Origin of the sequence: Pseudomonas putida (assembly GCF_004357765.1) — a bacterium.
Lineage (GTDB): Bacteria > Pseudomonadota > Gammaproteobacteria > Pseudomonadales > Pseudomonadaceae > Aquipseudomonas > Aquipseudomonas putida_U.
Window position 1 is genome coordinate 73,627 of the sequence record NZ_SMTE01000020.1, and the last position, 17,731, is coordinate 91,357.

Here is a 17,731-nt window from a genome sequence, read left to right on the forward strand (position 1 = left end):
TGCCTTGAATGCAATGGCAAGAGACTCTGTTACTAGAAAAGGAGAGTACTGTGTCGCGTAGACGCGTCGTGGTCACCGGTATGGGTATGCTGTCGCCACTGGGTACGGATGTACCGAGCACTTGGCAGGGCATTCTGGCTGGCCGCAGTGGCATCGGTCCGATCGAACACACGGACCTGAGCGCCTACTCCACCCGTTTTGGCGGCTCGGTGAAAGGTTTTGAGGTCGAGCAATACCTGTCGGCCAAAGAGGCCCGCAAGCTTGACCTGTTCATCCAGTACGGTCTGGCGGCCGGTTTCCAGGCCGTGCGTAATGCCGGCCTGGAGGTTACCGACGCCAACCGTGAGCGCATCGGCGTGGCCATGGGTTCGGGCATCGGCGGTCTGACCAATATCGAGGAAACCAGCCGGACCTTGCATGACCAAGGCCCGCGGCGTATTTCGCCGTTCTTCGTGCCGGGTTCGATCATCAACATGATCTCCGGCTTCCTGTCGATCCACCTGGGCCTGCAGGGGCCGAACTATGCCATCGCCACCGCTTGTACCACTGGCACTCACTGTATCGGCATGGCAGCCCGCAATATCGCCTATGGCGAAGCCGACGTGATGATCGCTGGCGGTGCCGAGATGGCCGCATGCGGCCTGGGCATGGGCGGTTTCGGCGCCTCGCGCGCATTGTCCACCCGCAACGACGAGCCGACCCGTGCCAGTCGTCCGTGGGACAAGGGCCGTGACGGCTTCGTGCTGTCCGACGGTGCCGGCGCATTGGTGCTCGAAGAACTGGAGCACGCCAAGGCGCGTGGCGCGACCATCTATGCCGAGCTGGTTGGCTTCGGCATGAGCGGCGACGCCTACCACATGACCTCGCCACCCGACAGCGGCGAAGGCGCAGCCCGTTGCATGGTCAATGCCCTGCGTGACGCCGGCATCCAGCCCGAGCAGGTCAGCTACATCAATGCCCACGGTACCTCCACCCCAGCGGGTGACGTCGCCGAAGTGGCGGCGATCAAGCGCGTGTTCGGCGAGCATGCCTATAAGTTGGCGGTCAGCTCGACCAAGTCGATGACCGGCCACCTGCTCGGTGCCGCGGGTGCCGTCGAGGCGATCTTCAGCGTGCTGGCGATCAACAGCCAGATGGCGCCGCCAACCATCAACCTGGACGAGCCGGACGAAGGCTGTGACCTGGACTTCGTACCGCACCAAGCGCGCAGCATGCCGATCGACGTGGTGCTGTCGAACTCGTTCGGCTTTGGTGGCACCAACGGTTCTCTGGTGTTCCGCCGGTTCGCCGGTTGATGCACAGCTGGATCGATGGTCAGCCCGCGACTGCAGTCAACCTGCAGAACCGCGGCCTGGCGTACGGCGATGGGTTGTTCGAGACCATCGCCGTGCGCGGTGGTCAGCCCAGTCTCTTGGATGGTCACCTGGCACGCCTGGCGCTGGGTTGCCAGCGCCTGGGCATCGATGCCGATCTGGCGTTGGTCCGCGATGAAGTGCAGCGCTACGCCAGTCTGCTCGGTGAAGGTGTCGCCAAGCTGATGCTCACCCGCGGCGACAGTCAGCGCGGCTATGCCCCGGTGGTGGGCGCGGCGCCGCGGCGGATTCTTCAGGGCAGCCCACTGCCTGCCTATCCCGAAGCTAATGCCGTGCAGGGCATCTGCCTCTTCGCCTGCCAAACCCGCCTTGCGGAACAACCGTTGTTGGCTGGCCTCAAACATCTCAATCGCCTGGAGCAGGTGCTGGCCCGTGCCGAATGGCAGGACAGCGAGCATGCCGAGGGTCTGATGCGCGATGTGCAGGGCAGGGTGATCGAGGGTGTGTTCAGCAACCTGTTTCTGGTGCATCAAGGCGTCTTGCAGACCGCTGACCTTGGCCGCTGCGGCGTCGCCGGCGTGATGCGCGGCGTATTGCTCGAGCAGGCCGTGGCGCTGGGCATGCCGGTGCGGATCGGCGACCTGTCGCTGGCCGACCTTGCGCAGGCTGACGAAGTGTTCGTGTGCAACAGCGTGTACGGTGTGTGGCCGGTGCGCAGCATCCCTGCATTGAGCCTAAACTGGTCGCCAGGCCCTGTGACCCGTAAACTTCAGGCCGTTGCCCGTACGTTACTGGATACCTGATTTGTGAGACGTAAATTCCTGCTGCTGCTGGAAATGTGCCTGATCCTCGCTGGACTGGCATTGGGCTGGTCGGCCTGGAAGGTCACCTCCGTGGTGGAGCAGCCTCTGCACGTGACGCAAGAGCGCTTGCTCGACGTGCCCAACGGCACCAACCCCAACCGCATGTTCTATCGCATGCAGAGCGAAGGCCTGCTTGACGATGCGCTGTGGCTGCGCCTGTACTGGCGCTTCAACATGGCCGGCACACCGCTGCCTACCGGCGAATATCGCATCACCCCTGGCATGACCGTCGAGGACCTGCTGGATGCCTGGCGCCGGGGCGATGTGGTGCAGTACAACCTGACTCTGGTAGAGGGCTGGACCTTCCGCCAGGTGCGCGCGGCTGTGGCCAAGCATGAAAAGATCAAGCACACCCTCGACGGCCTGACCGATGCCGAGGTGATGGACAAGCTCGGTCATTCCGGCGTGTTCCCCGAAGGACGGTTCTTCCCTGATACCTATCGCTTCGTGCGTGGCATGAGCGATGTCGAACTGCTGCAGCAGGCCTATATGCGCTTGGACGAAGTGTTGGCCAAGGAGTGGGCTGAGCGCAGCACCGACCTGCCTTACCGCGACCCGTACCAGGCGCTGATCATGGCGTCGTTGGTGGAGAAGGAGACCGGGATTCCCCAGGAACGCGGGCAGATCGCTGGCGTATTCGTGCGGCGCTTGCGCCTGGGCATGATGCTGCAGACCGACCCGACGGTGATCTATGGCATGGGCGAGCGCTATAACGGTCGCATCACCCGTGCCGACCTGCGTCAGCCGACCCCCTATAACACCTACACCATGACCGGCCTGCCACCGACGCCGATCGCCATGGTCGGCCGCGAGGCGATTCATGCGGCGCTCAATCCTGCCGACGGCACCAGCCTGTATTTCGTCGCCCGCGGTGATGGTAGCCACGTGTTCTCCGACGACCTGGACGATCACAACTCCGCGGTGCGCGAGTTCCAGCTCAAGCGTCGTGCCGACTATCGTTCGAGCCCGGCGCCCAGGACAGCTCCCGCTGAACCGTCAGCACCGGACGAGACGCCCGGAGAAAATGAATCGCCAGCGACCAACGAGCAGCCTGCACCTGCCGAGCCCAGTGTGCCGGCACCGGCCGCCGAGTCTGCGCCGGCCGATGTGCCAGCACCTGACGAACAACATTAAGGACTGCTAGTGAGCGGCTTGTTTATTACCTTGGAAGGCCCCGAAGGCGCGGGCAAGAGCACCAATCGCGACTATCTCGCCGCGCGCCTGCGTGAGCACGGTCTGGACCTGGTACTGACCCGCGAGCCGGGTGGTACGCCGCTGGCCGAGCAGGTCCGTGAACTGTTGTTGGCGCCGAGGGATGAGCCCATGGCTGCCGACACCGAACTGCTGCTGGTGTTCGCCTCCCGCGCCCAGCACCTGGCCGAGGTCATTCGCCCGGCGCTGGCTCGCGGCGCAGTGGTGCTGTGCGATCGTTTCACCGATGCCACCTACGCCTATCAGGGCGGCGGCCGTGGCCTGTCCCTCGAGCGTATCGCCACCCTGGAGCAATTCGTGCAGGGCGACCTTCGCCCTGACCTGACCCTGGTCTTCGACCTGCCGGTGGAAGTCGGCTTGGCCCGGGCGGCCGCCCGTGGCCGCCTCGATCGTTTCGAGCAGGAAGGCCAGGCCTTCTTCGAAGCTGTGCGCCAGGCCTACCTGCAGCGCGCCCAGGGCGACTCCCAGCGCTACTGTCTACTCGACGCCGCGCAGCCTTTGCAGGCCGTGCAGCGTTCGATCGATGCCCTGGTGCCGACCATCGTGGACCGCTGCCGTGGCTGATAGCTACCCCTGGCAACAAGCGCTCTGGCAGCAATTGGCCGGGCGTGCCCAGCATGCCCATGCCTACCTGCTGCACGGGCCGCAGGGCATCGGCAAGCGTGCCCTGGCCGAGCGCCTGATGGCCCGCCTGCTGTGCCAGCAGCCCGGCGCTCTCGATGCCTGTGGTCAGTGTAAGTCCTGCTTGCTGCTCAGGGCTGGTAGCCATCCCGACAACTTCGTCCTGGAGCCGGAAGAGGCGGACAAACCGATCAAGGTCGATCAGGTCCGCGAGTTGGTGTCGTTCGTGGTGCAGACCGCGCAGCTGGGGGGGCGCAAGGTAGTGCTGATCGAGCCGGTCGAGGCCATGAACGTCAATGCCTCCAACGCATTGCTCAAAAGCCTTGAGGAGCCCTCCGGCGATACCGTGCTGCTGCTGGTCAGCCACCAGCCCAGTCGCCTGTTGCCGACCATCAAGAGTCGTTGCCAGCAGGTCACCTGTCCGCAGCCGAGCCTGGCGCAAAGCCAGGCCTGGCTTGACCAGGCCCTACCCGACAGCGATGAAGCCCAGCGCGCCGAGCTGCTGACCCTGGCGGCCGGTTCGCCATTGATGGCCGTGGACCTGCAGGCCAAGGGCGTGCTTGAACAACGCGCACAGGTCACTGACGGGGTCAAGAAGCTGCTCAAGGGCCAGCAGACGCCCAGCCAGTTGGCCGAAGCCTGGAACAGCGTACCGTTGTTGCTGGTCTTCGACTGGTTCTGCGATTGGTCGCACCTGATACTGCGCTACCAATTGACCGAGGACGAGGAGGGGCTAGGCTTGGCCGATATGCGCAAGGTAGTCCAGTACCTGGCGCAAAAGAGTCGCCAGGCGAAAGTGCTCGAGGTCCAGGCGTGGATCCTCGAACAGCGTCAAAAGGTACTGGGCAAGGCCAATCTCAACCGCGTGCTGTTGCTCGAAGCCTTGCTCGCCCATTGGGTGCAGTTACCGGGCACCCGCTGATTTCCATTTGCCGATATGTGCCGTTAAATCATGCTTGTAGATTCCCATTGTCACCTCGACCGACTTGACCTGAGCGCCCACCAGGGTTCCCTCGACACAGCCTTGCAGGCTGCCCGGGAGCGTGGGGTGGGACACTTTCTGTGCATCGGCGTCAGCGCCGAGAATGCCGGCGCCGTGAAAGCGCTCAGCGAGCGCTATGCCGATGTCGACTGCTCGGTGGGCGTGCACCCGCTGGACTTGGCGCCTGGCGAGACGCCGGCACTGGAATGGCTGTTGCGCGAACTTGCCCACCCGCATGTGGTGGCGATCGGCGAGACCGGCCTGGACTACCATTACGAACCTGAGGCCGCCGACCTGCAGCAAGCCTCGTTCCGCTTGCATCTGGAGGCATCGCGGCAGACCGGCAAGCCGGTGATCGTGCATACACGCGCGGCCCGCGCCGACACCCTGGCGTTGTTGCGTGAAGCCAGCCTGCCGCAAGCGGGCGTGCTGCATTGCTTCACCGAAGACTGGGACATGGCGCGTGCGGCGCTGGACCTGGGCTACTACATCTCGTTGTCTGGCATCGTCACCTTCCGCAATGCCGATGCGCTGCGCGAGGTCGCCCGACAGGTGCCGGCTGATCGCTTGCTGGTCGAGACCGATTCGCCGTACCTGGCGCCGATTCCTTATCGGGGGAAGCCAAACCTGCCGCAGTACGTGCGTGAAGTGGCGGAGTACGTCGCGTCGTTGCGCGGGGTCAGCTATGCCCAGTTGGCCGAGCAGACGACTGCCAATTTCAAGCGGCTGTTTCCCCTGGCCCGGGTTGCCTGAACTTCCGGGGGGTGGGGTGACAGGTGTTCGGCATTAGATCTGACAGCCGCTGCAAAACCCAAGACAAGCCCCCCGATACACAAAAAAAACCCGGGTTCTGGGGGAGGAATCCGGGTTAAGACCATTAGGAGTAAAACAAAGGTACCGCGGTCCCTGGGCACCCTTATTGGCGCGCCACTGGGGGGATGCGCCGCGCCAACACTTGTAGTATTGGCCAGGTTTGGCCCAGTGCCAGTGCCTCTTGGTCGTTTTTTAAACAGATTTGGAATACGCCGGGGATTGGTTCCTCCCTCTGCGCATTGATTGATCCGGCAAAAGCGACCGGAAACACTCATATGTATGGAACATCCGTGCAATTTGCCGCAAGTTAGGCATAATAAACCGCTTCGATCGTCATCCAGTCCTTCCCATGCAGAAAGAACCTCGTAAGGTCCGTGAGTTTCGCCGCCGCGAACAGGAAATCCTCGATACCGCGCTCAAGCTGTTTCTCGAACAAGGTGAAGACAGCGTCACCGTCGAGATGATCGCCGACGCAGTCGGTATCGGCAAAGGCACGATCTACAAGCACTTCAAGTCCAAGGCCGAGATTTACCTGCGCCTGATGCTCGACTACGAGCGCGACTTGAACACGCTGTTGCACTCGGCCGATGTCGATCGCGACAAGGAGGCGCTGTCGCGCGCTTATTTCGAATTCCGCATGCGCGATCCACAACGCTACCGTCTGTTCGACCGCCTCGAGGAAAAGGTGGTCAAGGGCAACCAGGTACCCGAGATGGTCGAGGAACTGCACAGCATCCGTGCTTCCAACTTCGATCGCCTGACTCAGCTGATCAAGGGCCGGATCAGCGAAGGCAAGCTCGAAGACGTGCCGCCGTACTTCCACTATTGCGCGGCCTGGGCCCTGGTGCACGGCGCTGTGGCGCTGTACCACTCGCCGTTCTGGAGCAATGTGCTCGAGGACCAGGAGGGCTTCTTCCAGTTCCTCATGGATATCGGCGTGCGCATGGGCAACAAGCGCAAGCGCGACCCGGAATCGGCAGCCTGATAGCGAGCCACGACGTCCGGTAGGCAGGATATGAATCGAATGCTTGCAAAAACCTGATCTCTGAGTCAGATTTTGCCGGCTCGATTCATCCTGGCCGGAGTCATTCATGATCGTTGATCGTCAAGGCAGGCGTTTTCGCAACCTGCGCGTCAGCCTGACGGCTGCCTGTAATTACGCCTGTACCTACTGCGTGCCGGATGGCAAGCGTCTGGTGGCCGCCCAGCAAGAGCTGTCAGCCGAGGCCATGGCGCGGGGCGTGGGTTATCTGATCGAAGCCGCTGGCATCGAGCGGGTACGCATTACCGGTGGCGAGCCATTGATCAGCCCCAGGCTGGACAGCTTTCTCGCGGCGATGGCTGAACTGCCACTGGCCGACCTGACCCTGACCACCAATGGCCAGTTGCTTGCACGCAAGCTGCCGCAGTTGCAGGCCGCCGGGATTCGCCGGCTCAACGTTTCCCTTGATACCCTCGACCCGCTGGCGTTTCGCCGGATTGCCCGCGGCGGCGACTTGGCGACCGTGCTCGACGGCATGCAGCAGGCCAGTGACCGTGGAATGGCGATAAAGGTCAACATGGTGCCGATGCGTGGACAGAACCTCGATCAGGTGCTGCCATTGCTCGAATACTGCCTGACGCACGGCTTTGAGTTGCGCTTCATCGAGCTGATGCGCATGGGGCACCTGGCAGGTGCTGCCCAGGCCTTCGGCCAACAGTTCGTCGGCTTGCATGAGCTGTTGGCTCTGATCGGCAACCACTACGACTATCGACGCGTGGAAGCACCATCGGACGCCACTGCGCTGCGCTACCAAGTGTCTGGCGGCGGTCATTTCGGTGTGATCGCCAACGAGAGCGAGCCGTTCTGCCGAAGCTGTTCGCGCTTGCGCCTGTCGTCGACCGGCTGGCTGCATGGCTGTCTGTCTTCGAGCAACCGTCATTTCGTCGGCGACCTGCTGCAGCAGCCACGCCATCTGGCGCTTGCGGCCCTGCAACGGATACTGGTCAAGGCCCTTGCCGACAAGCAGGACCTGGCGTTTGCCGGGGGAGTGACGGTGATGAAGGTGATCGGCGGCTGACTCTGGCGCAAAAGCTGCATCTGGCGGCTATTCGCCGGTTTTTCGTCACCGGCCATTTGGAGGAAAGATGCGTAGCCTGGTCTTGCTGCTGGCGCTGATGGCGTTGGGCGGCTGCATGAGTGTCAGCGATATGGGCGAGACCGCCCGCAGCCAGATGAGCGATGCTGGGCTGCTGGACCACAGCGAAACCCGACGCACATTGTCGATTCGCTTGCAGCCCGATTCGTTCATCTTCATTGGCCAGGGCGTCTTCGTGCCGCCGGGTAAAGGGCCGGTGCCGCGGCAGAACGCGGTGGCGGAGGAGGCCTTCAAGAGCTTCGTCGAGTACTTCCCACTGGTGCGCCGCGCTCAGGGGCCGCTGGGCCTGGAGCAGGCTATCGCCGAAGCTCGCTCGGTAGGGGCCGATTATGTGTTGTACACCCGCTTTGCCCGCACCGATGACCGCATAGGCAATGGCGACGAGTGGTATGACGAACAGGCGGTCGATCGCCTGGGTTGGGATTCGGGCGTGGTGCAGATGATGCTCATCGAGACCAACACCCGCTATCTGATCGACACCGCGCGTATCAAGAGTCGTGGCGGTTTGTTGACGTTTCACGACAAGAGTCCCGAGGATTTGCTTGCCAGGCCGATGCGCGAGTACGCTCGTAGCCTTCTGGGCATGAGCGAATGAGGGCAGGGTGATGACGGATTCCGGTAAGGCCAACGATCTACTGACGCAGATTCCCCAGCACAAGGGACTGCCACCGGTGCATCTGTGGAACCCGGATTTCTGCGGCGATATCGACATGCGCATCGCCCGTGACGGGACGTGGTACTACCTCGGTACGCCGATCGGACGCAAGCCTATGGTGCGCCTGTTCTCCACCATCATCCGCCGCGATGGCGACGATTACTTCCTTATCACGCCGGTGGAGAAGGTCGGTATCCGCGTCGATGACGCGCCGTTCGTCGCTGTGGCGCTCGAGGTGCAGGGCAGCGGGGAAGGGCAGGTGCTGCGCTTTACCAGCAATGTTGACGACACCTTCGAAGCCGGGCCGCAGAACCCCCTGCGCGTCGAGACCGACCCCGACACCCAGGAGCCGTCGCCATACGTGCGGGTACGCCACAACCTCGAGGCGCTGATCCACCGCAACGTGTTCTACCAGATAGTGGACCTGGCAGTGCCGCGGCTGATCGATGGCGAGCAATGGCTTGGGGTCTGGAGCCACGGCGAGTTCTATCCCATCGGGCGACCGGACTGACGCAAGGCAAACGAAAAAGCCCCCGGTGCTCGCGCACTCGGGGGCTTTTTCAATGTCTGGCTCCGCGACCTGGACTCGAACCAGGGACCCAATGATTAACAGTCATTTGCTCTACCGACTGAGCTATCGCGGAATCTGCGCGTATCTTACTGATCGCCAAGGGGAAGTCAAGCTACCCCTTGGCAAATCAAGCAGTTACAGCACTTCGACGATGGCCTTGGTGACCACGTGAATGTTGCTCTGGTTCAGTGCGGCAACGGCGATGCGACCGGTGTCCAGGGCGTAGATGCCGAAGTCGTTCTTCAGGCGCGCCACCTGGTCGACGGTCAGACCCGAGTAGGAGAACATGCCGACCTGACGACCGACGAAGCTGAAGTCGCGCTTGGCGCCATACTGGGCCAGCAGCTCGACCATCTGCTTGCGCATGCCGTGGATGCGCTCGCGCATCTCGGCCAGCTCGGTTTCCCACATCTGGCGCAGCTCCGGGCTGTTGAGCACGGTGGCGACGATGGTGGCGCCGTGGGTCGGCGGGTTGGAGTAGGTGGTGCGAATCACTCGCTTGACCTGCGACAGCACGCGGGTGCTCTCGTCTTTGGATGCGGTGACGATCGACAGGGCACCGACGCGCTCGCCATACAGCGAGAACGACTTGGAGAACGAGCTGGAAACGAAGAACTCCAGGCCCGACTCGGCGAACAGGCGCACGGCAAAAGCGTCTTCTGCGATGCCTTCACCGAAGCCCTGGTAAGCCATGTCGAGGAATGGCACATGGCCCTTGGCCTTGACCACCTCCAGGACGTTTTTCCAATCGTCCAGGGTGAGGTCGACGCCGGTCGGATTATGGCAGCAGGCGTGCAGTACCACGATCGAGCCGGACGGCAGGGCATTGAGGTCCTCGAGCATGCCGGTGCGGTTGACATCGTTGCTCGGAGCGTCGTAGTAGCGGTAGTTCTGGACCGGGAAGCCGGCACCTTCGAACAGGGCGCGGTGGTTCTCCCAGCTCGGGTCGCTGATGGCGACCACGGCATTGGGCGATACGCGCTTGAGGAAGTCGGCGCCGATCTTCAGAGCACCGGTACCGCCCACGGCCTGGACGGTGACCACGCGGCCGGCGGCCAGCAGTGGCGATTCGGCACCGAACAGCAGCTTCTGCACGGCCTGGTCGTAGGTGGCGATGCCGTCGATCGGCAGGTAGCCGCGCGAAGCGTGCTGGGCGGCGCGCTGGGTCTCGGCTTCGATCACGGCGCGCAGCAGCGGAATGCGGCCTTCCTCATTGCAGTACACACCGACGCCGAGGTTGACCTTGTCGGTACGGGTATCGGCGTTGAATGCTTCGTTGAGGCCCAGGATGGGGTCGCGGGGTGCCAGCTCGACAGCGGAAAACAGGCTCATTGTTACCTTGGCTCTGAATGGAGTGTGATAGGGCGTACACGCTCCAGCCGAATGCACTGAAGCGGTGCACAAACGGGGAGTCAGTATAGTGATACCCGCAGGTCCCTGCGACAGTCTGGCGCGGCTTTTAAAGGGTTTTGCGCGATTTTTTTTCAACCATTGGTCGAATTGCCGGGTCCATCGCAATAAGCGTTCACATACCGGACTTGAAAGCAGGCCCGGCGGGACGCATTTGGGTATAGACTACTGGCTAAATTTACAGTTGCTGCGTTACCGCGAGGTCCGACATGTCCGAGTTCCAGCTCGTCACCCGTTTCCAGCCGGCCGGCGATCAGCCCGAGGCCATTCGCCTGATGGTCGAAGGCATCGAGGCGGGCCTGTCGCACCAGACCCTGCTCGGTGTGACCGGCTCGGGCAAGACCTTCAGCATCGCCAACGTCATTCAGCAGGTGCAGCGTCCGACCCTGGTGCTGGCGCCCAACAAGACCCTGGCTGCGCAGTTGTACGGGGAGTTCAAGGCGTTCTTCCCCAACAACGCGGTGGAGTATTTCGTTTCCTACTACGACTACTACCAACCCGAAGCCTACGTACCGTCCTCGGACACCTTCATCGAGAAGGACGCCTCGATCAACGACCACATTGAGCAGATGCGCTTATCGGCGACCAAGGCACTGCTGGAACGCCGCGATGCGATCATCGTCACCACCGTGTCATGCATCTATGGCCTGGGCAGCCCCGAGACCTACCTGAAGATGGTCCTGCACGTCGACCGCGGCGATAAGCTCGACCAGCGCGCCTTGCTGCGGCGCCTGGCTGACTTGCAGTACACCCGTAACGAGATGGACTTCGCCCGTGCCACCTTCCGCGTCCGCGGCGACGTGATCGATATCTTCCCTGCCGAATCGGACCTGGAGGCCATCCGTATCGAGCTGTTCGACGACGAGGTGGAGAACATCGCCGCGTTCGACCCGCTCACCGGCGAGGTGTTTCGCAAGCTGCCGCGCTTCACGTTCTACCCCAAGAGCCACTACGTCACGCCGCGGGAGACCCTGCTGGAGGCAGTCGACGGCATCAAGGAAGAACTCGCCGAGCGCCTCGAATTCCTGCACAAGGCCAACAAGCTGGTCGAAGCCCAGCGCCTGGAGCAGCGCACCCGGTTCGACTTGGAAATGATCCTCGAACTGGGCTACTGCAACGGCATCGAGAACTACTCGCGCTATCTGTCCGGGCGCCCAGCAGGGGCACCCCCGCCGACCCTTTACGACTACCTGCCGCCTGACGCGTTGCTGGTGATCGACGAGTCCCACGTCAGCGTTCCGCAGGTGGGTGCGATGTACAAAGGCGACCGCTCACGCAAGGAAACCCTCGTCGAGTACGGTTTTCGACTGCCATCGGCGCTGGACAACCGTCCCATGCGTTTCGATGAATGGGAAGCGGTGAGTCCGCAGACCATCTTTGTCTCCGCCACCCCTGGGCCCTACGAAGCCGAGCATGCCGGGCGGGTGGTCGAGCAGGTGGTGCGCCCCACCGGTCTGGTCGACCCGCAGGTCGAGGTGCGTCCGGCGCTGACCCAGGTCGACGACCTGCTGTCGGAAATCCGCAAGCGCGTCGACAACGGCGAGCGGGTCCTGGCTACGACGCTGACCAAGCGTATGGCCGAAGACCTCACCGACTACCTGGCCGATCACGATGTGCGGGTACGTTACCTGCACTCGGACATCGACACGGTGGAACGGGTGGAGATCATCCGCGATCTGCGCCTGGGTACCTTCGATGTGCTGGTGGGGATCAACCTGCTGCGCGAGGGCCTGGACATGCCCGAGGTATCGCTGGTGGCCATTCTCGACGCCGACAAGGAAGGCTTCCTGCGTTCCGAACGCTCGTTGATCCAGACCATTGGCCGGGCGGCACGTAACCTCAATGGCCGGGCGATTCTGTATGCCGACCAGGTCACCGGTTCCATGCAGCGGGCCATCGACGAGACCGAGCGGCGCCGTGAGAAGCAGATTGCCTTCAACGAGGCCCATGGCATCGTGCCCAAGGGGGTGGTCAAGGACATCACCGATATCCTCGAAGGCGCCACGGTGCCGGGCGCTCGCAGCAAGAAGCGCAAGGCCCAGGCCAAGGCGGCGGAGGAGACTGCCCGCTACGAGGCCGAACTGCGTACGCCGGGCGAGATCACCAAGCGGATCAAGCAACTGGAAGACAAGATGATGCAGTTCGCCCGCGACCTGGAGTTCGAAGCGGCCGCGCAATTGCGCGACGAGATCACCCAGTTGCGTGAGCGGCTGATCAGCGCTTGAGAGCGTTCACGCCGTTGGGGCGGCCTTGTGGTGCGCAAGGCCGCTCTTGGATCGGGGCGTGCGGATCAATGGCCGCCGCCAGCCTTCAATCCCTGCGGTAATGTTCGCGTAAGCAATACGGCCACCATGCTCACCGCCAGCCCGATTCCGACCAGGTGGAACGCATCGTTGTAAGCCATGATCAGCGCCTGTTGGTGGGTGATCTCGCTGAGCTTTGCCAATGCCGCGTTGTCGCTGCCCAGCCGCTCGCTCAGCAGCGACAGGCGCTCGGCCACCTGCGGATTGCTGGGTACCAGCGCTTCACGCAAATAATCGAAATAGACCTTGGTGCGCGCATCGAGCAGGGTGGCCAGCAAGGCAATGCCGATGGCACCGCCCAGGTTGCGCAGGATGTTGAACAGGCTCGACGCCGAGCCGGCATCCTGGGGCTGAATGTAGGCTGTGGCGATCAGCGAGATGGTCACCATTATCATCGGTTGGCCAATGGCCCGCACCACCTGGATATGGTTGAACTGCGGTCCGGCGAAGTCCGGGTTGAGCACCCCCGAGCCGAAGCTGGCGACACCGAACAGACAAAAGCCGATCGCGCACAAGACCTTGGGTGAAATCACCTTCATCAGGAGCGGTACCAGCGGGATCAGAAACAGCTGCGGTACGTCCATCCACATGATCACCTCGCCGATCTGCAGGGCGTTGTAGCCTTGTACCTGGGCGAGGTACAGCGGCAGTAGGTAGATCGAGCCATACAAACCCACCCCCATGCCCAGGCTGGCGATGCTCGACAGGCCAAAGTTGCGGTTCCCGAGTATGCGCAGGTTGATCAGCGGTTGCGGCTTGGAAAACTGCAGGATGACGAAGGTGATCAGGCTGATCAGGGCAATGCTGCCCAGTCCGACGATCAGGTGCGATTCCAGCCAGTCCTTGCGGTGGCCTTCCTCGAGAAACACCTGCAGACAACCCAGCCCCAGGCCAAGCGTGACGATGCCGGCGTAGTCGGTACTTTTCAGCAGCTCCCAGTGCACCGGCTTGTTCTCCAGGCCGTGCAGCAGGCCGGCGATCATCACCAGCCCAGGCGGGATGTTGATGTAGAAGATGTACTCCCAGCCCCAGTTTTCGGTCAGCCAGCCGCCCAGGGTGGGGCCAATGGAAGGCGCGAAGGTAGCAGTCATGGCGAACATCGCCATGCCCTTGGCGCGGTGGTGCTCGGGCAGCTTGATCAGGGTCAGGGTGAACGCTAGCGGGATCAGCGCGCCGCCGGTAAAACCCTGTAGTGCACGGAACAGGATCATGCTTTCCAGATTCCAGGCCATGGAGCACAGCAGCGACGACAGCAGAAAACCCGCCGACACCCACACCGCCAGCCGTCGTGCCGAGAGCAACTGCACCAGCCAGGCGGTCAGCGGAATCATGATGATTTCGGCTACCAGGTACGACGTGGAAATCCACGAGCCTTCCTCCAGGGTGGCCGACAGTGCGCCCTGGATGTCCTTGAGCGAGGAGTTGGTGATCTGGATGTCCAGCACCGCCATGAAGGCGCCGAGCATCGCGCTCATCACCGCGATCCAGTCGCGGCGGGTCGGCTCGGCGGTTGGCCTGAGCAGCTGGTCACCGGCCATCGTGGTCTTCGTTCTCCGGGCGCAGGTCCACCGTGGCGGTCACCGACATGCCCGGACGGATGCGCCCATGCAGCGGATTGTCGGTGGCGAAAGTCAGCTTTACCGGGATTCGTTGTACGACCTTGGTGAAGTTACCGGTCGCGTTGTCGGGCGGCAGCAGGCTGAACTGCGCACCGGAGGCGGCGAACAGGCTGTCGACCCGGCCAACGATTGGCGTGTCGGGGTAACTGTCGAACGTCAGCTCTGCGCGCAGGCCTGGGTGCATGCGACCGATCTGGGTTTCCTTGAAGTTGGCCTGCACCCAGATGGCTTCGTCCGGCACGATCGACAGCAGATAGGCGCCGGCCTGCACGACTTGGCCGGTGCGTGCGTTGCGCTGGCCGATGGTGCCGCTGATCGGCGCGCGGATCTCGCAGCGATTCAGATTCAGCTCGGCCTGCGCCAGGTCGGCGCGGGCCGTGGCGATTTGCGCATCGAGCCGCTTGAGCTCGGCGGTAAGGGCATTGACCTGCTGGCGCTGGCTCTGCAAATCGGCTCGGGCCTTGTCGACTTGCGAGCCGGCGACATGGCTTTCCGCTGACAGGGTGGTGACCCTCTCCTCGGACACGAAGCCCGGCTTGCGCAGGGCCTGGGCGCGGTTGAGGTCGAGTCGCGAGCGATCGAAGGTGGCCTGGTTGGCGGCTACCTGAGCACGCCCCGCGGCGATCAGGCTGTCCTGTTGGGTGAGGCGGCTCTCGGCCTGGGCATGTTCGGCTTCGCGGGTGGCCAGGGTGGCGCGGGCTCGTTCCACGGCCAGTTGGAAATCGGCCGCTTCCAAGCGTACCAAGAGCTCGCCCTGGCGCACGTGCTGGTTGTCGTCGACGCGGACCTCCTCGACACGTGCTGCAAGCTGGCTGGATATCCGCGTTATCTCGCCCTGTACGTAGGCGTTGTCGGTGCTTTCGAAGTAACGCCCGCGCACGTACCAGTGCGCGAGAAAGGCGAGGGCGATCACCGCCACGAGGGCGAAGAAGATCAGCAGGCGCCGTTTGAGTTGGGTGGGCATGACGGCTATCTTTCGGCAAGTGTAAGCAAATTTAACTGCCGCCTACCGTATGTCGGCAAGTGACGTTCGCGCCATTGCTGGAGCGAAAGGCCCGCTCCCTGCTAACATCCCGCCTTTGTTTCATCTTTCGTCCGAGACTTTCCATGACCACCGTTCGCACGCGTATTGCGCCATCGCCCACTGGCGACCCCCATGTCGGCACCGCCTACATCGCCCTGTTCAACTACTGCTTCGCCAAGCAGCATGGCGGTGAGTTCATCCTGCGTATCGAAGATACCGATCAGTTGCGTTCCACACGTGAGTCGGAGCAGCAGATTTTCGATGCGTTGCGTTGGCTGGGCATCGAGTGGAACGAAGGCCCGGACGTCGGCGGCCCGCACGGCCCTTACCGGCAGAGCGAGCGGGGCGAGATCTACGCCCAGTACGCCAAGCAACTGGTCGATGCCGGCCATGCGTTCTACTGCTTCTGCACCGCCGAGGAACTGGAGCAGATGCGCGCCGAGCAGATGGCCCGTGGCGAGACTCCGCGCTACGACGGTCGCGCTCTGCTGCTGAGCGACGAGGAGGTGCAGCGCCGCCTGGCTGCCGGCGAGCCCCATGTGATTCGCATGAAGGTACCGAGCGAAGGCGTGTGCGTGGTTCCGGACATGCTGCGCGGTGACGTCGAGATCCCGTGGGACCGCATGGACATGCAGGTGCTGATGAAGAACGACGGCCTGCCGACCTACTTCCTGGCCAACGTGGTAGACGATCACCTGATGGGCATCACCCATGTGCTGCGTGGCGAAGAGTGGCTGCCATCGGCGCCCAAGCTGATCAAGCTCTACGAATACTTCGGCTGGGAACAACCCAAGCTGTGCTACATGCCGCTGCTGCGCAATCCCGACAAGAGCAAGTTGTCCAAGCGCAAGAACCCGACGTCGGTGACGTTCTACGAGCGCATGGGCTTCATGCCCGAGGCCATGCTCAACTACCTGGGTCGTATGGGCTGGTCGATGCCGGACGAGCGCGAGAAGTTCTCCCTCGCCGAGATGGTCGAGCATTTCGACCTGTCGCGTGTTTCCTTGGGGGGGCCGATCTTCGACATCGAGAAACTCTCCTGGCTCAACGGTCAATGGCTGCGTGATTTGCCGGTAGAAGCGTTCGCCGCGCGCGTGCAGCAGTGGGCGTTCAACAGCGACTACATGATGAAGATCGCCCCGCACGTGCAGGGCCGCGTCGAAACCTTCAGCCAGATCGCCCCCTTGGGCGGCTTCTTCTTCGAAGGCGCGCTGAAGCTCGATGCCAAGCTGTTCGAGAGCAAGAAGCTGTCCGCCGACCAGGTCCGCCAGGTCATGCAGCTGATCCTTTGGAAGCTGGAGAGCCTGCGCCAGTGGGAGAAGGACCGCATCACCGGTTGCATCCAGGCGGTGGTCGAGGCGTTGGAGCTCAAGCTGCGTGACGCCATGCCGCTGATGTTCGCTGCCATTACCGGACAGGCCAGCTCGGTCTCGGTACTCGATGCCATGGAAATCCTGGGGCCAGACTTGACTCGCTACCGCCTGCGTCAGGCCCTGGATCTGCTCGGTGGTGTGTCGAAGAAAGAAAACAAGGAATGGGAAAAGCTGCTGGCCAATATCGCCTGACGGCTTCGTCCCACCTTGCACTGAACCCTGTAGGACGGTGCCGCCCCGCGAATACGATGGTGTATTCGGCACAGCATTCGCGGGTAAACCCGCTCCTACAGGAGGACGTGGTGCTCTGACACCGTGGGGCAGGGCGGTAAGTGATTGTTATCTGTGCAAAAATTTTTGAATATTTTGAAAAATTCGTTTGACAGCCCTGCAATCCGATCTTAATATGCGCCCCGTCCACAGCGATGAACGAAAACGAAGTGCCAGGCACCCAGCCGGCGATTCGGTTCAACGCGACATTGTGGGGCTATAGCTCAGCTGGGAGAGCGCCTGCATGGCATGCAGGAGGTCAGCGGTTCGATCCCGCTTAGCTCCACCAAATTCCGCTTGGCAGTCAACGGCTGGCAAGCAAGACCGGGTCCAGCAACCGGGTCTTGAAGGTAAGAAGGTTCGTCCCCTTCGTCTAGTGGCCTAGGACACCGCCCTTTCACGGCGGTAACAGGGGTTCGAGTCCCCTAGGGGACGCCAGTTTTGCACAAGCGATGTTCGACGTCGCTGGGCCGAGAGGCTAGAAATCCGGGGCTATAGCTCAGCTGGGAGAGCGCCTGCATGGCATGCAGGAGGTCAGCGGTTCGATCCCGCTTAGCTCCACCA

15 protein-coding genes and 4 tRNA genes are annotated in these 17,731 nt (G+C 62.6%); 15 read left to right on the plus strand and 4 right to left on the minus strand.

All coding sequences use genetic code 11. From position 1 onward, the window contains the following. Window positions 1-50: 50 nt before the first annotated feature. The 10 genes from fabF (at window position 51) to E2H86_RS24100 (ending at window position 9,108) form a co-directional block, all read left to right on the plus strand. Window positions 51-1,295: a beta-ketoacyl-ACP synthase II gene (gene fabF / locus E2H86_RS24055; protein ID WP_133332008.1), complete on the plus strand. Its 1,245-nt coding sequence runs from the start codon at window positions 51-53 to the stop codon at window positions 1,293-1,295. Then, window positions 1,295-2,116: an aminodeoxychorismate lyase gene (pabC, locus tag E2H86_RS24060; protein WP_133332009.1), complete on the plus strand. Its 822-nt coding sequence runs from the start codon at window positions 1,295-1,297 to the stop codon at window positions 2,114-2,116. Before fabF ends, pabC begins: the two co-directional genes overlap by 1 nt. 3 nt (window positions 2,117-2,119) lie before the next feature. Then, complete coding sequence (gene mltG / locus E2H86_RS24065; protein ID WP_133332010.1) at window positions 2,120-3,310, plus strand: endolytic transglycosylase MltG; 1,191 nt, start codon at window positions 2,120-2,122, stop codon at window positions 3,308-3,310. A gap of 9 nt (window positions 3,311-3,319) precedes the next feature. Beyond that, window positions 3,320-3,952: a dTMP kinase gene (gene tmk / locus E2H86_RS24070; RefSeq protein WP_133332011.1), complete on the plus strand. Its 633-nt coding sequence runs from the start codon at window positions 3,320-3,322 to the stop codon at window positions 3,950-3,952. After that, window positions 3,945-4,931 (plus strand): DNA polymerase III subunit delta', encoded by a 987-nt coding sequence (locus E2H86_RS24075; RefSeq protein ID WP_133332012.1) that lies wholly within the window; start codon window positions 3,945-3,947, stop codon window positions 4,929-4,931. The genes tmk and E2H86_RS24075 overlap by 8 nt, the downstream gene beginning before the upstream one ends. Window positions 4,932-4,961: 30 nt before the next feature. Further along, entirely contained in the window at window positions 4,962-5,744 is a 783-nt protein-coding gene (locus E2H86_RS24080; RefSeq protein WP_133332013.1) for a TatD family hydrolase, read from the plus strand. Window positions 5,745-6,153: 409 nt separating this feature from the next. Then, window positions 6,154-6,789, plus strand: a complete 636-nt coding sequence (locus E2H86_RS24085) for a TetR/AcrR family transcriptional regulator (protein WP_133332014.1) — start codon at window positions 6,154-6,156, stop codon at window positions 6,787-6,789. 106 nt (window positions 6,790-6,895) lie between these two features. After that, the gene (locus E2H86_RS24090) at window positions 6,896-7,864 is read left to right on the plus strand and encodes a GTP 3',8-cyclase MoaA (protein WP_133332015.1); all 969 of its coding nucleotides are present in this window, start codon (window positions 6,896-6,898) and stop codon (window positions 7,862-7,864) included. Between the two features lie 67 nt (window positions 7,865-7,931). Further along, a complete protein-coding gene (locus tag E2H86_RS24095; RefSeq protein WP_133332016.1) occupies window positions 7,932-8,537 on the plus strand; it encodes a DUF4823 domain-containing protein in 606 nt (201 codons plus the stop codon). A 10-nt stretch (window positions 8,538-8,547) separates the two neighbouring features. After that, the gene (locus E2H86_RS24100; protein WP_133332017.1) at window positions 8,548-9,108 is read left to right on the plus strand and encodes a DUF1285 domain-containing protein; all 561 of its coding nucleotides are present in this window, start codon (window positions 8,548-8,550) and stop codon (window positions 9,106-9,108) included. 57 nt (window positions 9,109-9,165) lie between these two features. Here E2H86_RS24100 and E2H86_RS24105 read toward each other — a convergent pair. After that, a tRNA-Asn gene (locus E2H86_RS24105) sits at window positions 9,166-9,241 on the minus strand. Between the two features lie 62 nt (window positions 9,242-9,303). Next, window positions 9,304-10,500 carry an amino acid aminotransferase gene (locus E2H86_RS24110; protein WP_133332018.1) on the minus strand — a complete coding sequence of 399 codons (1,197 nt, stop codon included), beginning with the start codon at window positions 10,498-10,500 and terminating at the stop codon, window positions 9,304-9,306. Window positions 10,501-10,787: 287 nt separating this feature from the next. On the opposite strand from E2H86_RS24110, the gene uvrB reads away from it, so the two are divergent. Further along, window positions 10,788-12,803 (plus strand): excinuclease ABC subunit UvrB, encoded by a 2,016-nt coding sequence (gene uvrB / locus E2H86_RS24115; RefSeq protein ID WP_133332019.1) that lies wholly within the window; start codon window positions 10,788-10,790, stop codon window positions 12,801-12,803. Window positions 12,804-12,868: 65 nt separating this feature from the next. Here uvrB and E2H86_RS24120 read toward each other — a convergent pair whose 3' ends face one another. Together E2H86_RS24120 and E2H86_RS24125 are read right to left on the minus strand one after the other, a co-directional pair. Further along, on the minus strand, window positions 12,869-14,359 hold the full coding sequence (locus tag E2H86_RS24120; protein WP_207955652.1) for an MDR family MFS transporter: 1,491 nt from the start codon (window positions 14,357-14,359) through the stop codon (window positions 12,869-12,871). Window positions 14,360-14,408: 49 nt separating this feature from the next. Continuing rightward, a complete protein-coding gene (locus tag E2H86_RS24125; RefSeq protein ID WP_133332021.1) occupies window positions 14,409-15,464 on the minus strand; it encodes an HlyD family secretion protein in 1,056 nt (351 codons plus the stop codon). Between the two features lie 143 nt (window positions 15,465-15,607). Between E2H86_RS24125 and gltX the strand changes: the two genes are divergently transcribed. The 4 genes from gltX (at window position 15,608) to E2H86_RS24145 (ending at window position 17,731) form a co-directional block, all read left to right on the plus strand. After that, entirely contained in the window at window positions 15,608-17,089 is a 1,482-nt protein-coding gene (gltX, locus tag E2H86_RS24130) for a glutamate--tRNA ligase (RefSeq protein WP_133332022.1), read from the plus strand. Between the two features lie 291 nt (window positions 17,090-17,380). Further along, window positions 17,381-17,456, plus strand: a tRNA-Ala gene (locus E2H86_RS24135). 73 nt (window positions 17,457-17,529) lie between these two features. Continuing rightward, a tRNA-Glu gene (locus tag E2H86_RS24140) sits at window positions 17,530-17,605 on the plus strand. A 50-nt stretch (window positions 17,606-17,655) separates the two neighbouring features. After that, window positions 17,656-17,731 (plus strand) — tRNA-Ala (locus tag E2H86_RS24145).

Bases quoted from the DNA above. Each gene is read 5' to 3' on its own strand.
- E2H86_RS24095 (WP_133332016.1), top strand. From the start codon at position 7,932: ATGCGTAGCCTGGTCTTGCTGCTGGCGCTGATGGCGTTGGGCGGCTGC.
- E2H86_RS24080 (WP_133332013.1), top strand. From the start codon at position 4,962: ATGCTTGTAGATTCCCATTGTCACCTCGACCGACTTGACCTGAGCGCC.
- pabC (WP_133332009.1), top strand. From the start codon at position 1,295: ATGCACAGCTGGATCGATGGTCAGCCCGCGACTGCAGTCAACCTGCAG.
- E2H86_RS24090 (WP_133332015.1), top strand. From the start codon at position 6,896: ATGATCGTTGATCGTCAAGGCAGGCGTTTTCGCAACCTGCGCGTCAGC.
- E2H86_RS24085 (WP_133332014.1), top strand. From the start codon at position 6,154: ATGCAGAAAGAACCTCGTAAGGTCCGTGAGTTTCGCCGCCGCGAACAG.
- gltX (WP_133332022.1), top strand. From the start codon at position 15,608: ATGACCACCGTTCGCACGCGTATTGCGCCATCGCCCACTGGCGACCCC.
- E2H86_RS24125 (WP_133332021.1), bottom strand. From the start codon at position 15,464: ATGCCCACCCAACTCAAACGGCGCCTGCTGATCTTCTTCGCCCTCGTG.
- E2H86_RS24100 (WP_133332017.1), top strand. From the start codon at position 8,548: ATGACGGATTCCGGTAAGGCCAACGATCTACTGACGCAGATTCCCCAG.
- E2H86_RS24110 (WP_133332018.1), bottom strand. From the start codon at position 10,500: ATGAGCCTGTTTTCCGCTGTCGAGCTGGCACCCCGCGACCCCATCCTG.
- uvrB (WP_133332019.1), top strand. From the start codon at position 10,788: ATGTCCGAGTTCCAGCTCGTCACCCGTTTCCAGCCGGCCGGCGATCAG.